This window comes from Microbacterium sp. NPDC076768, assembly GCF_040687205.1.
In the GTDB taxonomy this organism is placed as follows: Bacteria; Actinomycetota; Actinomycetes; order Actinomycetales; family Microbacteriaceae; genus Microbacterium.
Window position 1 is genome coordinate 1201268 of record NZ_JBFBMU010000001.1, and the last position, 20904, is coordinate 1222171.

Here is a 20904-nt window from a genome sequence, read left to right on the forward strand (position 1 = left end):
ATCTCTACACAGTGGTGTGTATGGTGTGCTTCGAAGAAAGGACGCACCCTTGGCTGAAGGCAAGAAGCTCGTCATCGTCGAGTCCCCGACGAAGATGCGATCTATTCAGGGATACCTCGGCGATGGCTATGAGGTGCTCAGCTCCGTCGGCCACATTCGCGACCTCGCTGGCAAAAAAGACATTCCGGCGGCCGATAAAGAGGCCTACGGAAAGTACTCGATCGACATTGAGAACGGGTTCGACCCGTACTACGTGGTGTCTGATCGAAAGACCAAGACGGTCGCTGAACTCAAGCGTGCGTTGAAGAACGCGGACGAGCTTTTGCTCGCCACTGATGAGGACCGCGAGGGTGAGGCGATCGCCTGGCACCTGCTGGAGACGCTCAAGCCCAAGGTCCCGGTCAAGCGCATGGTCTTCCACGAGATCACGAAGGACGCGATTCAGGCAGCAGTCGGCAACACGCGTGAACTCGACAACGCGTTGGTCGATGCGCAGGAGACCCGACGCATTCTTGACCGCCTGTATGGGTGGGATGTCTCGCCCGTGCTTTGGTACAAGGTCAAGACAGGCATCTCGGCAGGCCGCGTGCAATCGGCGGCCACTCGCTTGATTGTCGACCGGGAGCGGGAGCGCATGGCGTTCGTGTCTGCCGAGTATTGGGACGTCAACGCGGCAGCCGCCGCAGCCGGCACCTCTTTTCGAGTGCGTCTTGTGCGTGTCGACGGCGGGCAACTCGCTCGCGGCAGTGACTTCGATGACGAAGGCAAGCTGAAAAAGGCCGTTGTAATCCTCGACGAAGCCAAAGCGACAGCGCTGGCCCACGCCGTTGATTCCGCCGGTGCTGGCACGGTCACCAAGGTTGAAGCAAAGCCAGGCACACGCAGCCCCAACGCCCCGTTCACGACCTCCACAATGCAGCAGGAGGCTGGCCGCAAGCTCTCCATGGGAGCGAAGCAGGCAATGGGTGTTGCCCAGCGTCTGTACGAAAAGGGTTACATCACCTATATGCGTACCGACTCGACGGCCTTGAGTGCACAGGCCGTGCAGGCGGCCCGCAGCCAGGCCGTTGCACTTTACGGTGACAGTGCAGTGCCGCTGAAGCCTCGCGTCTACAAGTCCAAGAGCAAGAACGCTCAAGAGGCGCACGAAGCTATTCGTCCTTCGGGCGAGACGTTCCGTACGCCCTCGTCGATCTCTGCTGAGCTCGATAAAGATGAGATGCGTCTCTACGACCTCATCTGGAAGCGCACTGTCGCAAGTCAGATGGCCGATGCGAAGTACGAGACCACCACGGTCACCATCGCCGTCTCGGCAGATGGCCAGAACGCCGAGTTCACTGCCTCGGGCACCGTCTATACCTTCAAGGGGTTCCTTGAGGCGTACGAAGAGGGCCGCGATGAGAAGCGTGGCGACGCAGAGGCGGCCGAGAACCAGTCTCTGCCTGCCGTAGCAGTCGGTGACGAGCTGGCGATGGCCGACGCCGAAGCCAAGGGGCACAAGACCACTCCCAAGCCGCGCTACACCGAAGCATCACTGGTGAAGGTGCTGGAAGAAAAAGGCATCGGTCGCCCATCGACCTTCGCGACGATTCCCGAGACGATCCTCGATCGGGGCTATGCCGTCAAGCGCGGGCAGGCGCTCGTACCCACGTGGCTCGCGTTCAGCGTGGTCCGGCTACTGGAAGAGCATTTCGCGGAACTTGTCGACTACGACTTCACTGCAGCGCTCGAAGATGATCTCGATACGATCGCCCGCGGAGAGCAGAACCGCGTGGAGTGGCTCAAGTCGTTCTACTTTGGCTCTGACTCTCACGTCGGGCTCCGCCAGGTGGTCGACAACCTGGGCGAGATCGATGCTCGCGCGTTGAACTCGACACCCATCACCGACACGGCAACACTGCGTTTCGGTAAGTACGGTCCCTACATCGAGGTCGCTGACCCGGAGAACCCCGACGCCAAGCCGCGCATCGTGAACGTGCCGGAAGACCTGGCGCCAGACGAGCTCACGGCTGAGAAGGCGCAGGAGCTCATCGACGCTCCCGTCGCAGGCGATCGAGTGCTCGGCGAGAACCCCGAGAACGGCAAGATCGTTGTCGTCAAAGATGGTCGCTTCGGGCCGTACGTCCAAGAAAACGATCCTGTCTCCGAAGATGACGTGGTCGATGAGACGACCGGCGAGGTCGTCGATGCCCCGAAGCCCAAACGTGGAGCGAAGAAAGCAGCCGCGCCCAAACCACGCACGGCGTCTCTCTTCCGTTCAATGTCGGTGGAGACCATCGAACTCGACACCGCGTTGCAGTTGCTCAGCCTTCCGCGTGTTGTCGGAGTTGACCCGGAGTCCGGCGACGAGATCACCGCTCAAAACGGACGTTTCGGCCCGTATCTGAAGAAGGGCACCGACTCGCGGTCGCTTGATTCGGAGTCGCAGATCTTCGACGTCACGCTAGAACAGGCGCTGGAGATCTACGCGCAGCCCAAGTACGGCGCTGGCCGCCGTGCTTCGAGCGCGCTCGCCGAATTCGAGGCCGACCCGGTGAGCGGAAAGCCGATCCGCATCCGCGATGGCCGCTTTGGTGCCTATGTCACCGACAGTGAAACGAATGTGACGATCCCGCGCGGCCAGACCGTCGACGACATCACGTTCGAGATCGCGGTGCAGATGCTTGCAGACAAGCGGGCGAAGGGTCCGGCTCCCAAGCGTGGTGCGAAGAAGGCACCAGCAAAGAAGGCACCAGCCAAGAAGCCTGCCGCGAAAAAGCCTGCTGCGAAGAAGACGACGGCGAAGAAGGCAGCGCCTAAGAAGACCACAGCAGCGACATCTGCCGCGCGGTCTGCGGCGGCGAAGAAGGCGGCGGCAACGAGGGCGGCCAACGCCGCAGCCAAGGCCGCCGCAGCGACCGCAGCAGAGACGGCAGGGTCGTGACCTCAAGTCGCGGAGTGTGGATCACCCTGGAAGGCGGCGACGGTTCGGGCAAGACCACGCAGTCGAACCTGCTTTCCGCACGGCTCGAAGCGTCGGGGCGCACGGTGGTTCACACGCGCGAGCCCGGCGGGTCGGAGGTCGGGCAGCTGATCCGCAACATTGTGCTGCACCACAGGGGCGACATTGCACCGCGTGCAGAGGCGTTGCTGTACGCGGCAGATCGTGCGCATCATGTCGCCACCGTCGTCCGGCCAGCGCTAGATCGAGGCGACATCGTTCTGCAAGATCGCTACCTCGACTCTTCCGTCGCCTATCAGGGAGCCGGACGGGTGCTCGATGCTTCTGAGGTTCGTGATCTGTCGCTGTGGGCTGCCGAAGGTGCGCTTCCTGACCTGACGGTGCTGCTCGATCTCGATCCCGCAGCCGCGCGCTCGCGACTTGACTCCGCCGACAAGCCGTTTGACAGGTTGGAGGCAGAGAAAGCTGACTTCCACGGGCGAGTGCGCGATGCCTACCTCGCTCTCGCCGAGGCCGAGCCTGACCGATTCCTCGTGCTCGACGCCGCGGCGTCTCCCGAGGCGATCGCGGATCGCATCCGAGCTCGCGTGGAAGAGCTGATCCACTGACGCGCGAGGCTTCGTCAGCGCATGGACGTCGTCGGTCGCGGCTAGGCTGAATGCATGCCCCAAACAGCTGCCGCTCCCTTTCCGTGGGCGGATGTGTGGGGCCAAGATGCCGCCGTCGCGACGCTTCGTGACGCGGCATCCGATCCTTCAGCGCTCTCCCACGCGTGGCTGATCACCGGTCCGCCCGGATCGGGACGATCTACCCTTGCTTATGCGTTCGCGGCCGCGCTGATCGCTGACCGGCCTGACGACGAGGCAGCGATGCGCCAGGTGTTGGCAGGCACGCATCCCGACGTCACCGCTCTTCGTACCGACAAGGTCATCATTACGATTGCTGAGGCACGCGCCCTGGTGGAGCGCTCGTACTTTGCGCCATCTGCCGGTCGCTACCGGGTCATCGTCGTCGAAGACGCGGATCGGATGGTCGAGCGCACCTCGAACGTGTTGCTGAAAGCGCTCGAGGAACCCCCGGAACAAACGGTGTGGATTCTTTGCGCCCCCAGTGAGGCCGACCTACTGCCGACCATTCGCTCTCGCGTGCGCTCGTTGCGGTTGCGTGAACCAGACGTCGCCGATGTCGCTCGGCTCATCAGCTTGCGGACCGGCGTAGATCAGGTGGTCGCCGAGCAGGCTGCACGACATGCTCAACGTCATATCGGGATGGCGCAGCGCCTCGCGACTGACGAAGCCGCACGACGACGACGCGACGAAACGCTGCGCTCCGTGCTCGGTGTTCGTGGCGTGGGAGATGCCGTCGAGGCGGCAGGGCGCATCATTCAAGCGGCGACAGAAGACGCCAAGTCGCTCACGGCCGAGCGCGATGCGCAGGAGCGAGCCTCATTGCTGCGCACGATCGGCATCGCTGAGGGTCAAGCTGTGCCTCCCGCGTTGCGCACGCAACTGTCAGCGCTCGAAGACGATCAAAAGAAGCGCTCAACGCGCAGCCTCCGCGACGGCATTGATCGTGTTCTTACCGATCTGCAGTCGTTGTTTCGCGATGTTGTCATGCTGCAACTCACTCCAGGCGAAGACCTCATCAATAGTGAGCTACGGCCAGAGCTGACCGACCTCGCCGCGGCGTGGTCGGAGACCCGTACGCTGGTGATACTTGACCACCTTGCCGAAACGCGTCAGTCATTGGAGCGCAATGTTGCCCCTCTGCTCGCGCTAGAAAGCTTGCTCGTGACCATCTCGAGCGGGAGGAAACCGTGAGCACTCGAATGACGTCCCGCGTGGGGCGTAGCGCCGCCGTTATTGCAGGCCTGGCAGCCGTCTCCGTCGCACTTTCTGGGTGCTTCTACGCGATGATCCCCGAGGAGTCCTCACGCCCGTTGAGCGATGTCACTCCAGACACCGAGGGGGTGGCCGCAGACCTGCTGCCGTTTTACTCGCAGGAGTTGGCCTGGAGTGAGTGCGGAGTGGGGTTCGATTGCACTGATGTCACTGCGCCGCTTGATTGGGAGAATCCGGCAGAGGGGGAGATCACACTCTCCGTCGTTCGACATCGGGCAGCGGGTGAGCCCGTCGGCTCTCTGCTGACAAACCCAGGCGGACCAGGCTCCAGCGGCGTCGACCTCATCGCGGGCAGCCTGGATTATGCGGTGGGCGCAGACGTGATCGAAAACTATGACGTGATTGGATTCGACCCGCGAGGAGTCGGGGAGTCCACCGCGGTCACCTGCTACGACGCTCCAGAGATGGACGACTACCTTTACGGCATCCCGGATGCCGCCCGTGGAACGACCGAATGGGAAGCGGAGGTGCTCGATTCGCACGAGGCCTTTGCGCAGGCGTGCGACGCGAACAGCACGGGCATTCTGCCGTACATCACGACGGTCAACTCGGCGCGCGATATGGACCTGATTCGTGCGGTCCTCGGCGACAAGCAACTGAACTATCTCGGCTACTCTTACGGCACCTTCCTCGGAGCGACATACGCCAAGCTCTACCCAGAAAAGGCCGGCCGACTCGTGCTCGACGGCGCTATCGACCCTGCTGTGCCTGGTCTCGATGTCGGCGCGACTCAAGCGCTCGGATTTGAGTCCGCGCTCCGTGCGTACATGCAGGACTGTTTGGCTTCTGGCGAGTGTCCGTTCAACGGAACCGTTGATGAAGCGATGGCCGATTTGGGGGCGCTGCTGGCAAGCGTTGACAGCACACCGCTCCGAAACGGCGACGGACGTTTGCTGGGAGCGGATTCTTTGATGACGGGAATCATCGCGGCGCTCTACTCGCAAGACAGCTGGACCTACCTCACTCAGGCGCTCGATGAGGCGCTTCAGGGGGATCCCACAACGGCGTTCTTCCTCGCGGACTTCTACAACGGTCGCGAGAACGGTGTCTATACCGACAACTCAGCCGAAGCTTTCCGTGCGTATAACTGCATGGATTACCCCGTCGAAGACGATCCGGCTGCCGAGGCAGCAACCGAAGCCAAGATCGCCGAGGGTGCCCCCACCATCGCTCCATACTGGACGGGTCCGGATTCTTGTTCGGTGTGGCCGTATCCACCCACGGGGACGCGGGGTGAAATTGCTGCAGAAGGCGCAGGGCCCATCCTGGTCATCGGCACGACAAACGACCCAGCAACTCCCTACGAGTGGTCGGAGTCGCTTGCCGATCAGCTGCAGAACGGTGTCCTCATTACCCGAGTAGGGGAGGGGCACACCGGCTACAACAAGGGCAATCTCTGTGTCGATGGCGCAGTAGAGTCGTTCCTCCTCGACGACGTGGTGCCAGAAGACGGCCTCCGCTGCGAGTGACGCCCGCCCGATTCGCCTGCGAGCACAAGACAGGGTAATATCGGTGATCGCGCCGCTCGTGCGTCGCACGCCGCTTTAGCTCAGTCGGCAGAGCATTTCACTCGTAATGAAAAGGTCGTCAGTTCGATTCTGACAAGCGGCTCCAAGAAAGAAAGACCCCGGGTTTGTCCCGGGGTCTTTCTTTTTGTCTCCCGGAGTCCACTTTGGTCCTCTAGCCCTCGCTCCAGTGATGGGACAGACTCAGCGCTGTGCAGGTGCACGCGTTAACCGGAGGGACAGCATGACTCAGAACGAAGCCTCGAACTCGATCACGCAGCAACAGGGAGACGTTCGCGCTCGCCTCCCATTCGACGATGAGCGTGATTTCACGGCAGCGGATCGCGGATTCTTGGGAACACTGGATGATCCTAAAATCTGCGATGAGGACGGGAAGGTGGTGTGGGACGCTTCTTCGTACGACTTCGTTGTTGGCGACGCTCCTGACACCGTCAATCCCAGTCTCTGGAGGCAGAGCAAGCTCGTTTCGAAACACGGTCTGTTCGAAGTGGTACCTGGCCTGTATCAGGTGCGTGGTCTCGATCTTTCCGTCATGTCGTTTGTTGAGGGTGACTCCGGCGTCGTGGTGATTGATCCACTGATTTCTAAAGAGACGGCCGCCGCAGCGATGGCGCTTTACCGTCGTCACCGGGGGGACCGGGAGATTGCTGCGGTGTTGTATACCCACTCGCACATCGATCACTTCGGTGGTGTGCAGGGGATCGTCACTCAAGATCAGGTAGACGCTGGCGTAGAGATCATCGCCCCTGAAGGGTTGGTCGAGCATGCAGTCGCGGAGAACGTTTACGCCGGAACTGCAATGGCTCGCCGTGCCGGGTATATGTTTGGCGCCGCATTGCCGAGGGGGCCGAAGGGCGCGGTGGGGGCGGGGCTCGGGCAGACCGCGTCGACGGGTGAACCCACCCTGCTTGCGCCGACTCTGGAGATCACCACCACTGGCCAAACGCACACGGTGGATGGCGTAGAGATCAGGTTCCAGATGGCGCCAGGCACGGAGGCGCCCAGCGAAATGCACTTCTACTTCTCGCGGTACAGGGCGCTTTGTATGTCCGAAAACGCGACGCACACGTTGCACAACATACTCACGTTGCGCGGAGCAGTCGTCAGAGACGCGAACGTGTGGTCTAGGTACTTGACGGAGGCGATCGAAGATTTCGGGCAAGAAACCGACGTCATGTTCGCCTCTCATCACTGGCCCACCTGGGGGACAGCAGAGGTCATTGAGTTCCTTGGTTTGCAACGCGATCTCTACGGTTATCTTCACGATCAGACGCTCCGGATGATTAATCAAGGATTCCAGGGCGCCGAGATTGCAGAGCAGATGCAGCTGCCACCCGCGCTGGAAAACGCTTGGCACGCGCGGGGATACTACGGGTCTGTGAGCCACAACGTCAAAGCGATCTACCAGCGCTACATGGGTTGGTTTGACGGAAACCCTGCGCGACTTTGGCCCCACCCGCCCAAGGAGCAGGCGGACCGTTACGTCGATGCCATCGGCGGGGTAGACCGAGTTGTCGAGCTTGCCCAGGCGGCGTTTGACTCCGGTGATTTCCGTTGGGCAGCGACGCTTCTCGACCACGCGGTTTTCGCTGACCCCCGCAACGTCGCCGTGAAATCGCTTTACGCTGACACGTTGGAACAGATGGGGTACGGCTCCGAGAATGGCCCCTGGCGCAATTTCTTCCTGTCGGGCGCGACGGAACTTCGCGAAGGGAACTTCGGCACCCCGACCACGACAAATGCTCCGGCTATTCAAGCGCAGCTCACCCCAGAGCAGCTTTTCGATGCGATCGCGATTACTGTCGACGGCCCGCGGGCATGGGATCTCGATCTCGCCTTTGACATCACGGTCAGTGACCAGAACCGAAGTTTTAGGCTGACGAAACCTCGCTTGATTGCGCTGGCCGGCGGTGATCTGGACTCTGACGGTGTCGACGTCCGTGGAGACGTCGGTGTGCTGAAACAACTGCTGAGTGTGCTGAGCCCTGGCAACTCGGCGTTCGAGATTGTTCTGCCCTGACAGCGACTTTGAATTAAAGAGAGATCGAGATTTGCCCCGTGATGGTGTGTGCTTCACGGGGCAAATCTCTTTCCAACGGCGTACCCTCGAAGCATGAGCCGCGCACTGCTGATCGTCGATGTACAGAACGATTTCACGGAGGGCGGTGCGCTCGCTGTCGCGGGTGGCGACGCGGTGGCAACGGCCATCACGACTTTCCTCGCAGCGCACGCGGCGGATTACGACGTCATCGTTGCCTCGAGAGACTGGCATGACGCGACGAACGACAACGGTGGACACTTCGCCGAAACCCCCGACTACGTCGACACATGGCCGGTGCACTGCGTTGCCGATACAGAAGGCGCAGCATACGACCCACTGCTGGTGACGGATGCGGTGACCCATCATGTTCGCAAGGGTCAGGGGAAGCCCGCATATTCACTGTTCGAAGGTGAAACAGATGCTGGCGAGACTGTCGGGGCGGTTTTGACGGCCGCTGGCGTACTGAGCGCCGATGTGGTGGGTATTGCTACGGATCACTGCGTGCGTGCGTCTGCGCTAGACGCGGTTGCCCACGGTGTGCATGTTCGGGTCCTGACCGACCTGGTTGCCGGGGTTGCCCCAGAGTCATCAGACGCGGCGCTCGTTGAGCTTGCGCACGCGGGGGCCCAGCTAGCGCAAAGCAGCGAGGTGTGACGCGCAGCGTTTTACTGCTCCGTGCAGTCAACGTGAGCGGGCGCAATAGTGTCCCGATGGCGCAACTTCGCGATGTCTTGAGCGCACAGACAGATTTGGTTGACGTCTCGACCTACATCGCCAGCGGCAATGTGATCTGCGCGACACCACAAGATCCAGACGCTGCGTGTGGCGCGACGCGCGCCGCGATCCAGGCAGAATTCGGTGTGGACACTCCCGTGATCCATCGCACTCATAAGCAACTGGTGTCGTCTGAGGCCGCTCACCCTTTTCGCGAGGGTGAAGAGAAGCTCGTGCACGCAATGTTCTTGGAGGCGCCGCCCGCCGACGGCGCACTCGAGATCTTGCAGCAACGGCTTCTTCCTACTGAGCAGCTTGCGATCGTAGGCAACGACCTGTGGATCTCCTACGGCGAGGGCGGTGTGCACTCCACCAAGCTCACAAAAGCCGTACTGGACCGGGCGCTGGGTGTCGCAGGCACTGCTCGTAACCTCAGGACGACGCGGAAGCTCATCGAGCTCACCGCGTAGGTCCTCTGTTCGTGCAGCGTGGGGCCTGGGCTACCCAGCGGCCGTGTCAGAAGTGCGGGCTAGGCCGTCTGCCCTGAGTGCTTGCCTTCGCCGATCTCTTCGACGAGCTTCGCGTTGAACGCAGGCAGGTCATCTGGCGTGCGGCTGGAGACGAGACCTTCGTCGACCACAACCTCTTCGTCGACCCACGTCGCACCCGCGTTGCGGAGATCGGTTGCAAGGCTCGGGTAGCTGGTGAGTGTTCGGCCGTTCACTACCTCTGCTTCAACCAGAATCCACGCGCCGTGGCAGATCACGCCGACCGGCTTGTGCTGCTCGAAGAACGCCCGAGCCAGGTCAACAGAGGCTTTGTCGAGCCGCAGGTGGTCGGCGTTGACGACGCCGCCGGGAAGCATCAGTGCATCGAACTGCTCGGCCGATGCGTTAGCGGAATGCATGTCGACGGCCTGCTCGTGGCCGTTCTTACCCGTGATTGCGGCACCATCCGGAGCGATCATTGTCGCGCTTGCGCCCTGCGCCGTGACCGCATCCCACGGGCTGGTGAGCTCGCTGTCTTCGAATCCGTCCGTCGCCAGGAATGCCACTCGGTTGCCGGTGAGAGCCATTGTTCATCCTTTCGTGGGGAGTCATCCGCCCTTCGCGGACTTCTCCAACCTCCCGCAAGACGTCAAGAGAATGAAGGGGGTGGCCACCTGGGCATGTGGGTGATACGCCAACGCCAGTAGCATCGCCGTATGCGACTTCGACGTTTTCTCTTGCTCGTGCCGATGGTGGTGTTGCTCTCCAGCTGTGCTCCGACACCTGAGGCGACGCCCTCGCCCTCTTCCTCGCCCGCGGCATCCGAAACGCCGTCTGCGTCGCCGATGCCGACCGCCACACCGACCTCGGCGCCGACGCCGGAGCAAAACGCAGAATTCACGGTGACCACGCTGATCAACCTCTGCACGGAACAGACCAAAAGCCTGGCGAATGGGGCGACCTATTTCGCTGACATGGCAACCACCGAGTGGCTGGATCAGCCATCGCTGTGGTTCGTCGTCATCCCGAAGACACTCGACGGGCAGGACAGCGTCGCCGTGTGCGGAATCGGAGGAACCCCGGCTGCGCCCGTCTTCGAACTCGAGGGGGAGTCGTTGCCCGGAGGCGTCGCTGACATTCGCAACGAGTTGCTCGCTGGTGCGCCAGGGGAGGACTCCTGAAGGTGGACAAACTGTATCCCTCTACCAGGGGGATAACATAACCCTCGTCAAGTCGACGCACTCGGGTCAGCACGTCGAATTTGGTCGAAGGTGCGGTTCGACTTCTCGAAGGGCGCGCTCGACGGCAATGCGCGTGGAGGCCGGCGCCGTGTCCTAGCGCGGCGTGGGAATCGGGGTTTGCTGGTAGAGGGCGAGTCGCCAGTCACCTTCGTGGCGGGTGTAGACACTGGACATGAGCGCGGTGAAGGCGGGTTCGTGCTCCTCGCGATACGCGCGGCCGGTGTAGACGAGGATGGCGTGATTGTCGCTCAACTCGATGAGTCGTGCGTCGGCGATATCGAAGGTCCGCCACGGCGGTGCTTCGTTGAGAGAGTCGATGACCGTCTGGCGGTCAAAGATCTGACCGTGTGCGAGGACCATGACGCCGTCGCGGGTCATGATCCGCCCGTAGAAGTCCGCCCCGGTGCTGTCGCAGAGTGATCTCCATCCCTGGAGTTCGAGGTCGAGCAGTTCGTCGAGCATGATGCTGATTCCTTCGGTCCCTGGAGCCGCTAGCCTACATGCGAAGCGGGGCCGCATGAGGGTCGCTATGTCGAGGAGGACGACGCCAACGCTCCCACCTGGGCCGAGACGCACACAAGGCCCGAACCGCCGCCAAAGATTCTTCTGGCAAGGGGTCGAGCCTTGTGTATTTGGTGGGCCCCATGGGGCTCGAACCCATGACCCGCGGATTAAAAGTCCGATGCTCTGCCAACTGAGCTAGAGGCCCCTGAGATAAGTCTAACGCGCACGACGAGGGGCCGTCGGCGACATCAGCCGCCGACGGCCCCTCATTCCTTCTCGGAGCCCTCCCCCCTGCCCCCGAGAAGGGCGCGTGCCGGGTCCTCCTCCCGGCCATCCCGAGCTTAGGAAGCCGGGGGCATCAGCACCGTGTCGATGAGGTAAACGGTCGCGTTAGCGGTCTGAACCCCACCGCAAACGACGGTTGCGTCGTTGACCATCCAGTCGTCACCGCTACCGGTGACCTCAAGGTCAGCGCCCTGAACGGTGGTGTGCATGCCAGCGATGTCTTCCGGCGCGATCTGGCCAGGCACCACGTGGTAGGTCAGGATCGAGCTGAGGGTGTCGCTGTCGGTCTTGAGTGCCTCAATGGTGGCAGGGTCGATCTTGGCGAAAGCGTCATCCACCGGTGCGAAGACGGTGAACTCGTCGCCGTTCAGCGTGTCAACGAGATCGACGTCCGGGTTGAGCTGTCCGCTCACTGCGGCGGTCAGGGTGGTGAGCAGCGGGTTGTTCGATGCCGCCACTGCTACCGGATCCTGGGCCATGCCATCGATGGAACCGTCTCCATCCGGAACGGCATCTGCGTATGCAGCGCAACCAGCGCCGACGAGGTTGGCGGCCGGGTCCATCTCCATGGGCGTCGACTCCGACGTCTCGGGGGCCGCTGGCTCTGCCGACTCTTCCGTGGTGGCACCCGTGGAACAAGCGGAAAGCATGAATGCGCCCGCCAGGCCGAGGGTGATCGCTGCGGTGACCTTCTTCTTGGTGCTGAACATGTCGAGCTCCTTCAGGACTAAGCCACGGCCTCTCCGTGGCATTGACAGCTGTTCGGAGCCCTTCCGAGATTGGATGGAAGAAATCTGAGAAATTTTCAGAAAAGTTCGGAGACGCCCCAGAAACCGGCGAAAACATGGGGAACAATCCTCTCGACTCGTGCGCCGCCTACGCCGGATCAGCACCGATATACGGCATGCTTATAGAGATGGTTATCGACGGGTTTGACGTTCCAGAGGACGGAGCGACGCAGGATGCTGTCGCCGACCTCCTCGTCCGCGTCGCCTCCGGTGATCAGGTTGCCTTCGCGACTCTCTATGACACGCTCTCCTCTCGTGTGTTCGGTCTGATCCTTCGTGTTCTGGTTAACCGTTCGCAGAGCGAAGAGGTGTTGCAAGAGGTCTTTCTTGAGATCTGGCAATCCGCTTCGCGCTTCGCTCCGAACAGAGGTCAAGGGCGAGCATGGGTGATGACAATCGCTCATCGCCGGGCCGTCGATCGGGTGCGAGCGTCGCAGTCGAGTGCCGACCGGGATATGCGAGCAGGGTTCAAAGAAGTAGGCGTCGCGCATGACAGCGTCGCGGAACAGGTTGAACTCGGAATCGAGGGAGAGAAAGTCGTTGGTGCACTTTCGGGACTACCCGAAGCGCAACGCGAAGCACTCGTTCTCGCGTACTACGGCGGTTACAGTCAAAACGAGATAGCGGCTCTGGTGGGCGCACCACTGGGGACAGTAAAAACACGGATGCGAGATGGACTAACCCGTCTACGCACGGCGATGGGGGTGACGGCATGAACGAGAAAGACTTTGACGAACTCGCGGCAGGTGCCGCGCTGAACTCGCTGAGCGCTGAAGATGAGCGCCTTTTCCGCGAGGCCCTCTCTGCGCATCCGGAGCGAAACGAGGCTGCGGAAACAGACGTGGCAGCAGCGGCGCTACTCGCTGATCGAGTGAAGCCTGTCGCTCCGCCGGCACACATCCGGTCTTCTTTGCTGGCCCAGATCGCGAATACTCCGCAAGATTCGGGCGATCAGGCAGACGCATCGAGTGCGGTGCCGCACGATGCGACGCCTGTGTTGCCTCGCAAACCGCGCCGCTGGGCGCGCACCGTTTTTGCCCTCGCCGCTTGCCTGGCTGTTTTGGTCGGTGTGGGAGTGGGGGCTGTCGCTCTGAACGATCAGTTGAATCGTCCGGCAAGCGTGGTGGCGCTGCAAGAGATCGAAGCATCGGGAGATTCGGAGCAGGCCTCTGTCGATCTCGATAATGGCGGCACCGCCACCGCCCACTGGTCGGCTTCCGTGGGCAAGGCTGTGCTCGTCACCGACGGTATCCCCGCGGTCAGCGATGAAGAGTCGTACGAACTCTGGTTCGTGCGCGGCGAAACGCCAGTTTCGGCCGGTGTGTTCGATGTGAACGACGGCGAAGCAACCGCACTTCTCACCGGTGAAATGCAGGCAGGTGACGCGATCGCCGTCACGATCGAAGAGGCAGGAGGCTCTCCCACAGGAAAGCCCACCTCTGACCCTGTGATCGTCATCCCCACGGCCTGAGCGCCGCGCATCGCGCGTACCCTGGAACGATGCCCGAGCAGTATCACCGTCCCGTACGACGCCCCGCAAGTGCCTTCGACAACATGGTCAGCGCGCACGACCCGGCCGAAGAGTCCCGCGTCGCTCATGCCACGGCATCGGCTTTGCTCACCCGCGTCCGTGCCGACGAGAGCGGCGTCAGTGCGGAGCGTCTGGTGGCCTTCACCGCAGAGCACGGCATCGATGAGATAGCCGAACTGTGGTCGAAAGCCCCCGCACGCACACTGCCTGGAGCGCTGTGGCAGCTGTATGTACTGCAGCTCGCGATCCATGGCGATCCGCACACTGCAGCACTGTTGTATGACCGAGGGCGCATCGAGTTGCCTTCCGCAGATGCCGCGATCGCAGGAGCACCTGTGCCCGCGAGCCCAGATGAGTTGGTGGTATTGATTGACACCATTCTGCGGGGAGCGTTTCGCGGCGACTTCTCCGTCGCCTTGGAGAGGGCCGGCGCGTTTTGTCGCGTGCAAGCCTCCGGTGCAACCCACGCAGCCGACGACTACGAGCCCACCGAGCCTGGACGGGCGAGCGATCTGACCACTCGGGCGTCTCGGTTGAGTAGCTACGCGCAAGACCTCACGGCGGCCGCGGCGCTGTGGCGTACCGGCGCTCTTGCCTGACGCGGCGCGACGGCTAGACATAAAAAGACCGGGCCGCAAGAACGCCTCTCGGCGGAAGGCCGCTCGAAGCGGCAATAAATGGAGCCCGGGGTTATGCGGCCCGGCCATTAAATTGTAACGGCATCAGCGGGGAGGTATTCCCGACCTTTAGGCTCAGATCATGACAGGGCGCTTTGCACTTATGATCGATCCGGTCGCTGCGGACGAGCACCGCTCCGACTTCGCTGACACGTTCAAGCAGGTGGATGCGGCGGCACCGGCGCTCAGCGTCGGAGAGCTGAGTACACAGCGCGGGGACGGCGTTTTCGAGTCGATTGGCGTCGTCGATGGGCACGCGCAAGAGGTTGTTCCGCACTTGGAGCGGCTCGCGCATTCTGCTCGTCTGTGCGATCTTCCTGCGCCGAACCTTCCGCAGTGGCGAGAAGCGATCGAGCGCGCGGCCAGCCAAGTGGGTGGGGGAGAGTCCGTTATCAAGCTCATTCTCAGCCGCGGTGTCGAACACGGACCCACGCCTACTGCGTGGGTGACGGCGGCCCCCGCAACGGATTTCGCTGAGGTGCGCAAGAACGGCGTGCGCGTGGTTACCCTCGACCGCGGGTATGACCTCGACGCGGCGGAGCGCGCACCATGGTTGCTTTTGGGGGCCAAAACGCTCTCGTACGCCGTCAACATGGCGGCGCTACGCGAGGCTCGACGCAGGGGAGCAGACGACGCCATTTTTCTGTCGAACGATGGTTTCGTGCTGGAAGCGCCCACGGCCTCGCTCATTTTGCGGTTCGGTGACTCGTTTATCACCCCCGCGCCGAACGGCGGGATTCTGCATGGCACGACCCAACTCAGCGTGTACGAGCACCTGGAGGCTCGCGGTTTTGAGGTCGGCTACGACCGCATCCCCGCTTCACACCTGACCGCTGCAGACGGAGCGTGGCTCGTCTCCAGCGTGCGCCTCGCCGCTCCCATCACCGCAATCGACGGCACAGAAATCCCCCTCAACTCCCCCCTGACCACCGAACTAAACACCTACCTCCTCTCCCCCCGCACCTAGCCCCCACCCCCCCCCCCACCCCCACCCCCCCACAAAACGGAGACCACCTGTGCGTGGTTGCGTGTGTCGTGCGTCGCCGCGCCGCGCGCGGCACGCTGCGTCTCTGTTTTGTGAGCGATGGGGAATCAAGATGCGGGTGCGAGATGGGCATCGCGGGCGATCGCTCCACGAATTGCGGCTATCACCAAGGCCCAATCATTCACGATGAGGGCGTAGCTGAAGCGGAGCGTGGTGTATCCGGCGGCTGCGGCCGCAGCATCACGTCGTAGATCTTTGTCGCGCTCTTTCTCGCGCTCGTGGTTTTGGCGACCGTCTGCTTCGATGATCAGGCGATCGCCGATGACGAAATCAACCTCACCCACTTGGCGAATCGACACCTGGGTTCTGACGATGATCCCGAGCAGGTGCAGCCGAAGCCGCAGGATCGATTCCAGCCCGCTGTCGGCGTCGGCGCGTGCGAAAGCGAGGAGCCACCGCATCGAGAGCGGAACGTGTCGGCGCAGCCACCAGAAGGCGCCGGGGGAGAGGATGCTCTTCCGGAGCGCGGATTCGAGCGCGGCGAAGAAGCACTCAATCCCGCAACACAGCGCCAGTTGCAGGAGCGCGTTCGCGACGGGTGCTGGTTCTCCGACCCGCACGTGCCCTTCATCCCAGTGCAGCACGCAATCGCGACATTCCGATCGTGGAGTCCCTGCCGTTCCCATCCAGACGTGGTGGTCTGTTGGCACATTGAGCACCCAAAGCCCGTGCGCCGCCGCCGCTGCACCGCATCCGACGGTTCCGCCGTGAGAGGCGGCATGGAGCCAAGATTCGGACGTGTCCGCGAGCGCATAGACACCCTGTCGCGGACGCAGTACCTCTCCGGTGTGCACTGCGCGCGCAAGTTCCGCGTGGCGCACCCCTCGTGCGTGCAGCTCGGAGGTGCGTGCCATCCGGCCCAACGAACGCAATACAACAGGTGCTCGCACGATAGACATCGCCCGATACTGCGCGTCTTCGACCTCAGCACAAACCGCTGATCCGAAGAATGTGCACCCCGTCTCCCTGCCCGCAATCAGTGCAGCAAAACTGAGCTCCGGCCGAAATCAACAAAACCCAGACCTTCGCGCGTGAGCGCGGTGTGTTGGTGAGCAACACACCGCGCGAAGCGCGGATGGTCTGGGTTTTGGGTGGCAGCGACCGCGGAGGTTATCCGAAGCGGCCGGAGACGTAGTCTTCGGTGGCCTGGACGGTCGGGGAGGTGAAGATCGACTTGGTGTCGTCGTATTCGATGAGCTTGCCCGGCTTGCCGGTGCCAGCGATGTTGAAGAACGCTGTCTTGTCTGACACGCGGCTGGCCTGCTGCATGTTGTGCGTCACGATCACGATGGTGAACTCATTCTTGAGCTCGCCGATCAGCTCTTCGATCGCGTAGGTCGAGATGGGGTCGAGGGCAGAGCACGGCTCATCCATCAGCAGAACCTCCGGTGACACAGCGATCGCGCGAGCGATGCAGAGACGCTGCTGCTGTCCGCCAGACAGGCCAGAACCTGGGCGGTCAAGGCGGTCCTTCACCTCGTTCCAGAGGTTGGCACCGGTAAGCGACTTCTCGACAAGGGCGTCTTGGTCGCTCTTCGACATGCGGCTGTTGTTGAGCTTCACGCCGGCGAGCACGTTCTCTTTGATCGACATTGTGGGGAACGGGTTGGGGCGCTGGAAGACCATGCCCACCTGGCGGCGCACGAGTACGGGGTCAACGCCGGGGCCGTAGAGGTCGTTGCCGTCAAGCAACACTTCGCCCTCGACGCGGGCGCCGGGGATGACCTCGTGCATGCGGTTCAGCGTGCGCAGGAACGTGGACTTGCCACAGCCGGACGGGCCGATAAAGGCAGTAACGCTGCGGGGCTGGATGTCGAGGGAGACACCTTCGACGGCGAGGAAGCTGCTGTAGTAGACGTTGAGGTCGTTGACTTCGATGCTCTTAGACACGTGAAATTCCTGTTCTGAGTGGTCGGGCGCTCAGCGGCCGGAGACTTTGGGGGCGAACATTTTCGCGATGAGACGCGCGAGCAAGTTCAGCACCATAACAATGAGAATCAAGGTGAGTGCGGCGGCCCAGGCACGCGCCACAGCGGCATCAGGGCTTGTTCCTTGGTTCATGTACTGGTTGTAGGCGAACACCGGCAGGGTCATCATCTGTCCGTTGAAGATGTTCAGGTTCATGCTCTGCGTAAAGCCGGCGGTGAGCAGCAACGGGGCTGTCTCGCCGATGACGCGGGAGATGGCGAGCATCACGGAGGTCATGATGCCGGCGATGGAGGTCGGCAGCACCACCTTCAGGATGGTGAGCCACTTCGGGACACCCAGCGCATAAGCCGCTTCCCGGAGCTCATTCGGAACGATGCGGAGCAGCTCCTCGCTACCGCGCACCACCACGGGCGTCATCAAGACAGCCAAAGCGAGTGCGCCCATGAATCCCATCGAGACGCCGGGGCGGAAGATCAGCGCGAAGACGGCGTAGATGAACAAACCGGCGACGATCGAAGGGATACCGGTCATCACGTCGACGAAGAAGGTGATGCCCTTCGCCAACTTTCCGCGACCGTACTCGACCAGGTAGATCGAGGTCATCAAGCCGATCGGTACCGAGATGACGGTGGCGGTGAGCGTCACCAGCACCGTGCCCCAGATGGCGTGAACGATTCCGCCGCCCTCGCCGACGACGTTGCGCATCGAGTGGCTGAAGAACTCGGCATCGAACCGCTCGAGGCCGTTGGTGACAACGGTCCACAGCAGGGAAACGAGCGGAAGGAGGGCGATCAGGAAGGCGGTTGCGACCAGCGCCGTCATCAAACGGTCGATGGCTTTGCGGCGACTCTCCACGATGGACGAGATCACGGTGATGATCACCATGTAAAGCAAAATGCCGACGATCGCTGCTCCGGCAATGTTGAAGTTGGCGAGGCTGGTACCGGCAGCGGCCACTGCGAACACGGCAGCGGAGATCGCGAACGATGCGGCGAGCAGGGCCCAGGGTGCCCACTTCGGCAGCTTGCCTGAGGTGAGAGACGCGTGGTTGGCCGCGACGGGAGCGGCAGTCATGGTCGTCATATCAGTTCGCTCCCGAGAACTCGGCGCGGCGGGCGACTATCCATCGCGCCAGCGCGTTGACCGCAAAGGTCACGATGAAGAGGATGAGGCCGGTCGCGATAAGCGTGTTCACGCCGGTCCCGTGTGCTTCAGGGAAGGCGAGCGCGATGTTCGCAGGGATCGGAGTGGGGTTCGTGGCGGTGAGCACCAAGAAGCTGACAACAGCCGACGGGGAAAGGACCATCGTCACGGCCATCGTCTCTCCCAGTGCACGGCCGAGCGCCAACATCGCAGCAGACACCATGCCGCCGCGTGCGAAGGGGAGAACGGCCATCCGCACCATCTCCCAGCGGGTGGAGCCGAGAGCAAGCGCTGCCTCTTCGTGCAGCTTCGGCGTCTGCAAGAAGATCTCCCGGCAGATGGCCGTCATGATCGGGATGCACATCACCGAAAGGACAAGTGCTGCGGTGAGGATCGTCTTGCCAGTGGAAGAAACCTGGCCGCCGAAGAAAGGCACCCAGGAGGCGTTTGTGTTCAACCAGGCGTAGATCGGCTGGAGGAGAGGTGCCAACACCAGGCCACCCCAGAGTCCGAAGACCACGGAGGGAACAGCGGCCAGCAGGTCGATGATGTAGCCGAGGAGCGCTGCCAACCGCCGGTGGGCGTAGTGCGAGATGAACAGCGCGATACCGATAGCGATCGGAGCGGCGATCATCAGGGCGATGAACGAGGCCCAGAGCGTTCCGAAGACAAGCGGTCCGACGTACACCCAGAAGGACTCGCCCTGGAGGATGTGGTTGTCGCTGGTGTCGAGTTGGAACGCCGGGATGCTCTGAATAAACAGGAAGGCCGCGACGAGCACCAGGACGATGAGGATGATGATCCCCGCCCCGAGCGCGGTGCCGGAGAAGACCCGGTCGCCGAGTCGCTGCTTGGCCTTGATGGGGGCGTACGGCGCCTCGTTGGGCACCGGTTTCGGTGCCTGCGCGGTCGTACTCATGGTCTCCCTATTTCGAGCCGGGTCGAGATGGATCTGATGCTGACCAGGAGGTGCCCTCGCGCCCCGTAGGACGCGAGGGCACCGTCGTTAGCCGATCGGCTGGATCAGCCGACCTTGATCGTGTCGATCGCGGCCTGAACCTGCTCGCGCAGGCCATCCGAGATCGGGGCGCTGCCGGCGTTGTCCGCGGCAGCGTCCTGGCCTTCAGCGCTCGCGATGTAGGAGAAGTACTCCTTCACGAGCTCTGCAACGGCGGCGTCTTCGTACTCTTCGCAACCGATCAGGTAGCTGACCAGGGCGATCGGGTAAGCGCCGTCCGAAGCGGTGGCTGGGTCAACGTCGAAGACCAGGTCTCCGTCGCCGCGTCCCTCAACGAGGGGCGAGTTCTCGACGAGCTTCGAAGCAGCCTCAGACGAGTATGCAACGAACTCACCATCGACACCCACGGCAACCTGGCCGAGGCCCTCTGCCTGCGATGCGTCGAGGAAGCCGATCGCGCCGTTACCGGCCGAGATGGCCTGCTTCACACCGGAGGTGCCCTGTGCAGCTTCGCCGCCCTGGATCGGCCAGACGTCGGCGGGCTCGTAGGTCCAGACATCTCCGGCCGTCGAGTTGAGGTACTTGGTGAAGGTCTCCTGCGTGCCGGAGGGGTCGGAGCGGTGCACCGGCGAGATAGCCAGGTCAGGAAGCTCGACGCCGTCGTTCAGCTCGGCGATCTCCGGGGCGTTCCAGTTCGAGATGGTGCCAGCGAAGATACCTGCGATTGCTGCCGCGTCCAGGTTGAGGGTGTCGACGCCTTCGAGGTTGAAGGCCACAGCGACGGGGGAGATGTAGAGGGGAACCTCGACGATGGCGTCTGACATGCAGGCGCCGAAGCCGCCAGCGGCGACCTCTTCGTCGTTGTATGCGCGGTCGGAACCGATGAAGTTGCTGCCGCCCTCGAGGAAGTTCTCGCGGCCGGTGCCGGAGCCGGTGGGCTCGTAGTTGACGGTCACGTCAGGGTTTGAAGTCTGGAACGCTGCGACCCAGGCTTCCTGCGCTGCAGCCTGCGACGATGCGCCTGTTGCGTCGATGGTGCCGGACAGGGTGGAGTCGGTGGACTCGCCGGTGGAATCGGAGCCACCTTCGTTCGCGGCGCAGCCGGCGAGTGCGAGAGCGGCAACGGCGCCAATGGCGCCGATTCGTGCGATTCGGGAGATCTTCACTGTGGATCCTTCGATCTTGGATGGAG

Annotated in this window: 20 protein-coding genes and 2 tRNA genes; 13 read left to right on the top strand and 9 right to left on the bottom strand. The window is 62.5% G+C overall.

The annotated features are described in order from the left end of the window. The first annotated feature begins 49 nt into the window (after positions 1-49). The 8 genes from topA (at position 50) to AB0O87_RS05970 (ending at position 9593) form a co-directional block, all read left to right on the top strand. On the top strand, positions 50-2923 hold the full coding sequence (gene topA / locus AB0O87_RS05935; RefSeq protein ID WP_363512608.1) for a type I DNA topoisomerase: 2874 nt from the start codon (positions 50-52) through the stop codon (positions 2921-2923). Continuing rightward, positions 2920-3549 (top strand): dTMP kinase, encoded by a 630-nt coding sequence (gene tmk / locus AB0O87_RS05940; protein WP_363512610.1) that lies wholly within the window; start codon positions 2920-2922, stop codon positions 3547-3549. Before topA ends, tmk begins: the two co-directional genes overlap by 4 nt. Positions 3550-3603: 54 nt before the next feature. Next, positions 3604-4761 (top strand): DNA polymerase III subunit delta', encoded by a 1158-nt coding sequence (locus tag AB0O87_RS05945; RefSeq protein ID WP_363512612.1) that lies wholly within the window; start codon positions 3604-3606, stop codon positions 4759-4761. A gap of 8 nt (positions 4762-4769) precedes the next feature. Then, complete coding sequence (locus tag AB0O87_RS05950) at positions 4770-6311, top strand: alpha/beta hydrolase (RefSeq protein ID WP_363512951.1); 1542 nt, start codon at positions 4770-4772, stop codon at positions 6309-6311. A gap of 69 nt (positions 6312-6380) precedes the next feature. Continuing rightward, positions 6381-6456: transfer RNA gene (locus AB0O87_RS05955), tRNA-Thr, on the top strand. 135 nt (positions 6457-6591) lie between these two features. After that, complete coding sequence (locus tag AB0O87_RS05960; RefSeq protein ID WP_363512614.1) at positions 6592-8388, top strand: alkyl sulfatase dimerization domain-containing protein; 1797 nt, start codon at positions 6592-6594, stop codon at positions 8386-8388. 93 nt (positions 8389-8481) lie between these two features. Next, a complete protein-coding gene (locus AB0O87_RS05965) occupies positions 8482-9063 on the top strand; it encodes an isochorismatase family protein (protein WP_363512616.1) in 582 nt (193 codons plus the stop codon). Next, complete coding sequence (locus AB0O87_RS05970; RefSeq protein WP_363512618.1) at positions 9060-9593, top strand: DUF1697 domain-containing protein; 534 nt, start codon at positions 9060-9062, stop codon at positions 9591-9593. The genes AB0O87_RS05965 and AB0O87_RS05970 overlap by 4 nt, the downstream gene beginning before the upstream one ends. Positions 9594-9652: 59 nt before the next feature. On the opposite strand, the gene AB0O87_RS05975 is transcribed toward AB0O87_RS05970, so the two are convergent. Further along, complete coding sequence (locus tag AB0O87_RS05975) at positions 9653-10198, bottom strand: type 1 glutamine amidotransferase domain-containing protein (RefSeq protein WP_363512620.1); 546 nt, start codon at positions 10196-10198, stop codon at positions 9653-9655. Between the two features lie 129 nt (positions 10199-10327). Between AB0O87_RS05975 and AB0O87_RS05980 the strand changes: the two genes are divergently transcribed. Beyond that, positions 10328-10792 (top strand): hypothetical protein, encoded by a 465-nt coding sequence (locus AB0O87_RS05980; protein WP_363512622.1) that lies wholly within the window; start codon positions 10328-10330, stop codon positions 10790-10792. A 153-nt stretch (positions 10793-10945) separates the two neighbouring features. On the opposite strand, the gene AB0O87_RS05985 is transcribed toward AB0O87_RS05980, so the two are convergent. The 3 genes from AB0O87_RS05985 to AB0O87_RS05995 form a co-directional block, all read right to left on the bottom strand. Next, positions 10946-11314 carry a nuclear transport factor 2 family protein gene (locus tag AB0O87_RS05985; RefSeq protein WP_363512624.1) on the bottom strand — a complete coding sequence of 123 codons (369 nt, stop codon included), beginning with the start codon at positions 11312-11314 and terminating at the stop codon, positions 10946-10948. A 171-nt stretch (positions 11315-11485) separates the two neighbouring features. Continuing rightward, positions 11486-11561: transfer RNA gene (locus AB0O87_RS05990), tRNA-Lys, on the bottom strand. A gap of 136 nt (positions 11562-11697) precedes the next feature. Then, positions 11698-12351: a fasciclin domain-containing protein gene (locus AB0O87_RS05995; RefSeq protein WP_363512626.1), complete on the bottom strand. Its 654-nt coding sequence runs from the start codon at positions 12349-12351 to the stop codon at positions 11698-11700. A gap of 194 nt (positions 12352-12545) precedes the next feature. Between AB0O87_RS05995 and sigK the strand changes: the two genes are divergently transcribed. The 4 genes from sigK to AB0O87_RS06015 all read left to right on the top strand — a co-directional run bounded on the left by sigK (position 12546) and on the right by AB0O87_RS06015 (position 15604). Next, positions 12546-13145 (top strand): ECF RNA polymerase sigma factor SigK, encoded by a 600-nt coding sequence (gene sigK, locus AB0O87_RS06000; RefSeq protein WP_363512954.1) that lies wholly within the window; start codon positions 12546-12548, stop codon positions 13143-13145. Then, entirely contained in the window at positions 13142-13900 is a 759-nt protein-coding gene (locus AB0O87_RS06005; protein WP_363512627.1) for an anti-sigma factor, read from the top strand. The genes sigK and AB0O87_RS06005 overlap by 4 nt, the downstream gene beginning before the upstream one ends. 29 nt (positions 13901-13929) lie before the next feature. Next, positions 13930-14559, top strand: a complete 630-nt coding sequence (locus AB0O87_RS06010) for a DNA-directed RNA polymerase subunit beta (protein ID WP_363512629.1) — start codon at positions 13930-13932, stop codon at positions 14557-14559. A 160-nt stretch (positions 14560-14719) separates the two neighbouring features. Then, positions 14720-15604 carry an aminodeoxychorismate lyase gene (locus tag AB0O87_RS06015; protein ID WP_363512631.1) on the top strand — a complete coding sequence of 295 codons (885 nt, stop codon included), beginning with the start codon at positions 14720-14722 and terminating at the stop codon, positions 15602-15604. 125 nt (positions 15605-15729) lie between these two features. Here AB0O87_RS06015 and AB0O87_RS06020 read toward each other — a convergent pair whose 3' ends face one another. The 5 genes from AB0O87_RS06020 to AB0O87_RS06040 form a co-directional block, all read right to left on the bottom strand. Then, positions 15730-16581, bottom strand: coding sequence for a type IV toxin-antitoxin system AbiEi family antitoxin domain-containing protein (locus tag AB0O87_RS06020; protein ID WP_363512633.1), 852 nt, complete (start codon positions 16579-16581; stop codon positions 15730-15732). Between the two features lie 211 nt (positions 16582-16792). Beyond that, entirely contained in the window at positions 16793-17572 is a 780-nt protein-coding gene (gene pstB / locus AB0O87_RS06025; RefSeq protein ID WP_363512635.1) for a phosphate ABC transporter ATP-binding protein PstB, read from the bottom strand. Positions 17573-17602: 30 nt separating this feature from the next. Then, a complete protein-coding gene (gene pstA / locus AB0O87_RS06030; protein ID WP_363512637.1) occupies positions 17603-18694 on the bottom strand; it encodes a phosphate ABC transporter permease PstA in 1092 nt (363 codons plus the stop codon). A gap of 1 nt (position 18695) precedes the next feature. Next, complete coding sequence (gene pstC, locus AB0O87_RS06035) at positions 18696-19673, bottom strand: phosphate ABC transporter permease subunit PstC (protein WP_363512638.1); 978 nt, start codon at positions 19671-19673, stop codon at positions 18696-18698. Between the two features lie 104 nt (positions 19674-19777). Next, positions 19778-20878 carry an extracellular solute-binding protein gene (locus tag AB0O87_RS06040; protein WP_363512640.1) on the bottom strand — a complete coding sequence of 367 codons (1101 nt, stop codon included), beginning with the start codon at positions 20876-20878 and terminating at the stop codon, positions 19778-19780. Positions 20879-20904: the final 26 nt, after the last annotated feature.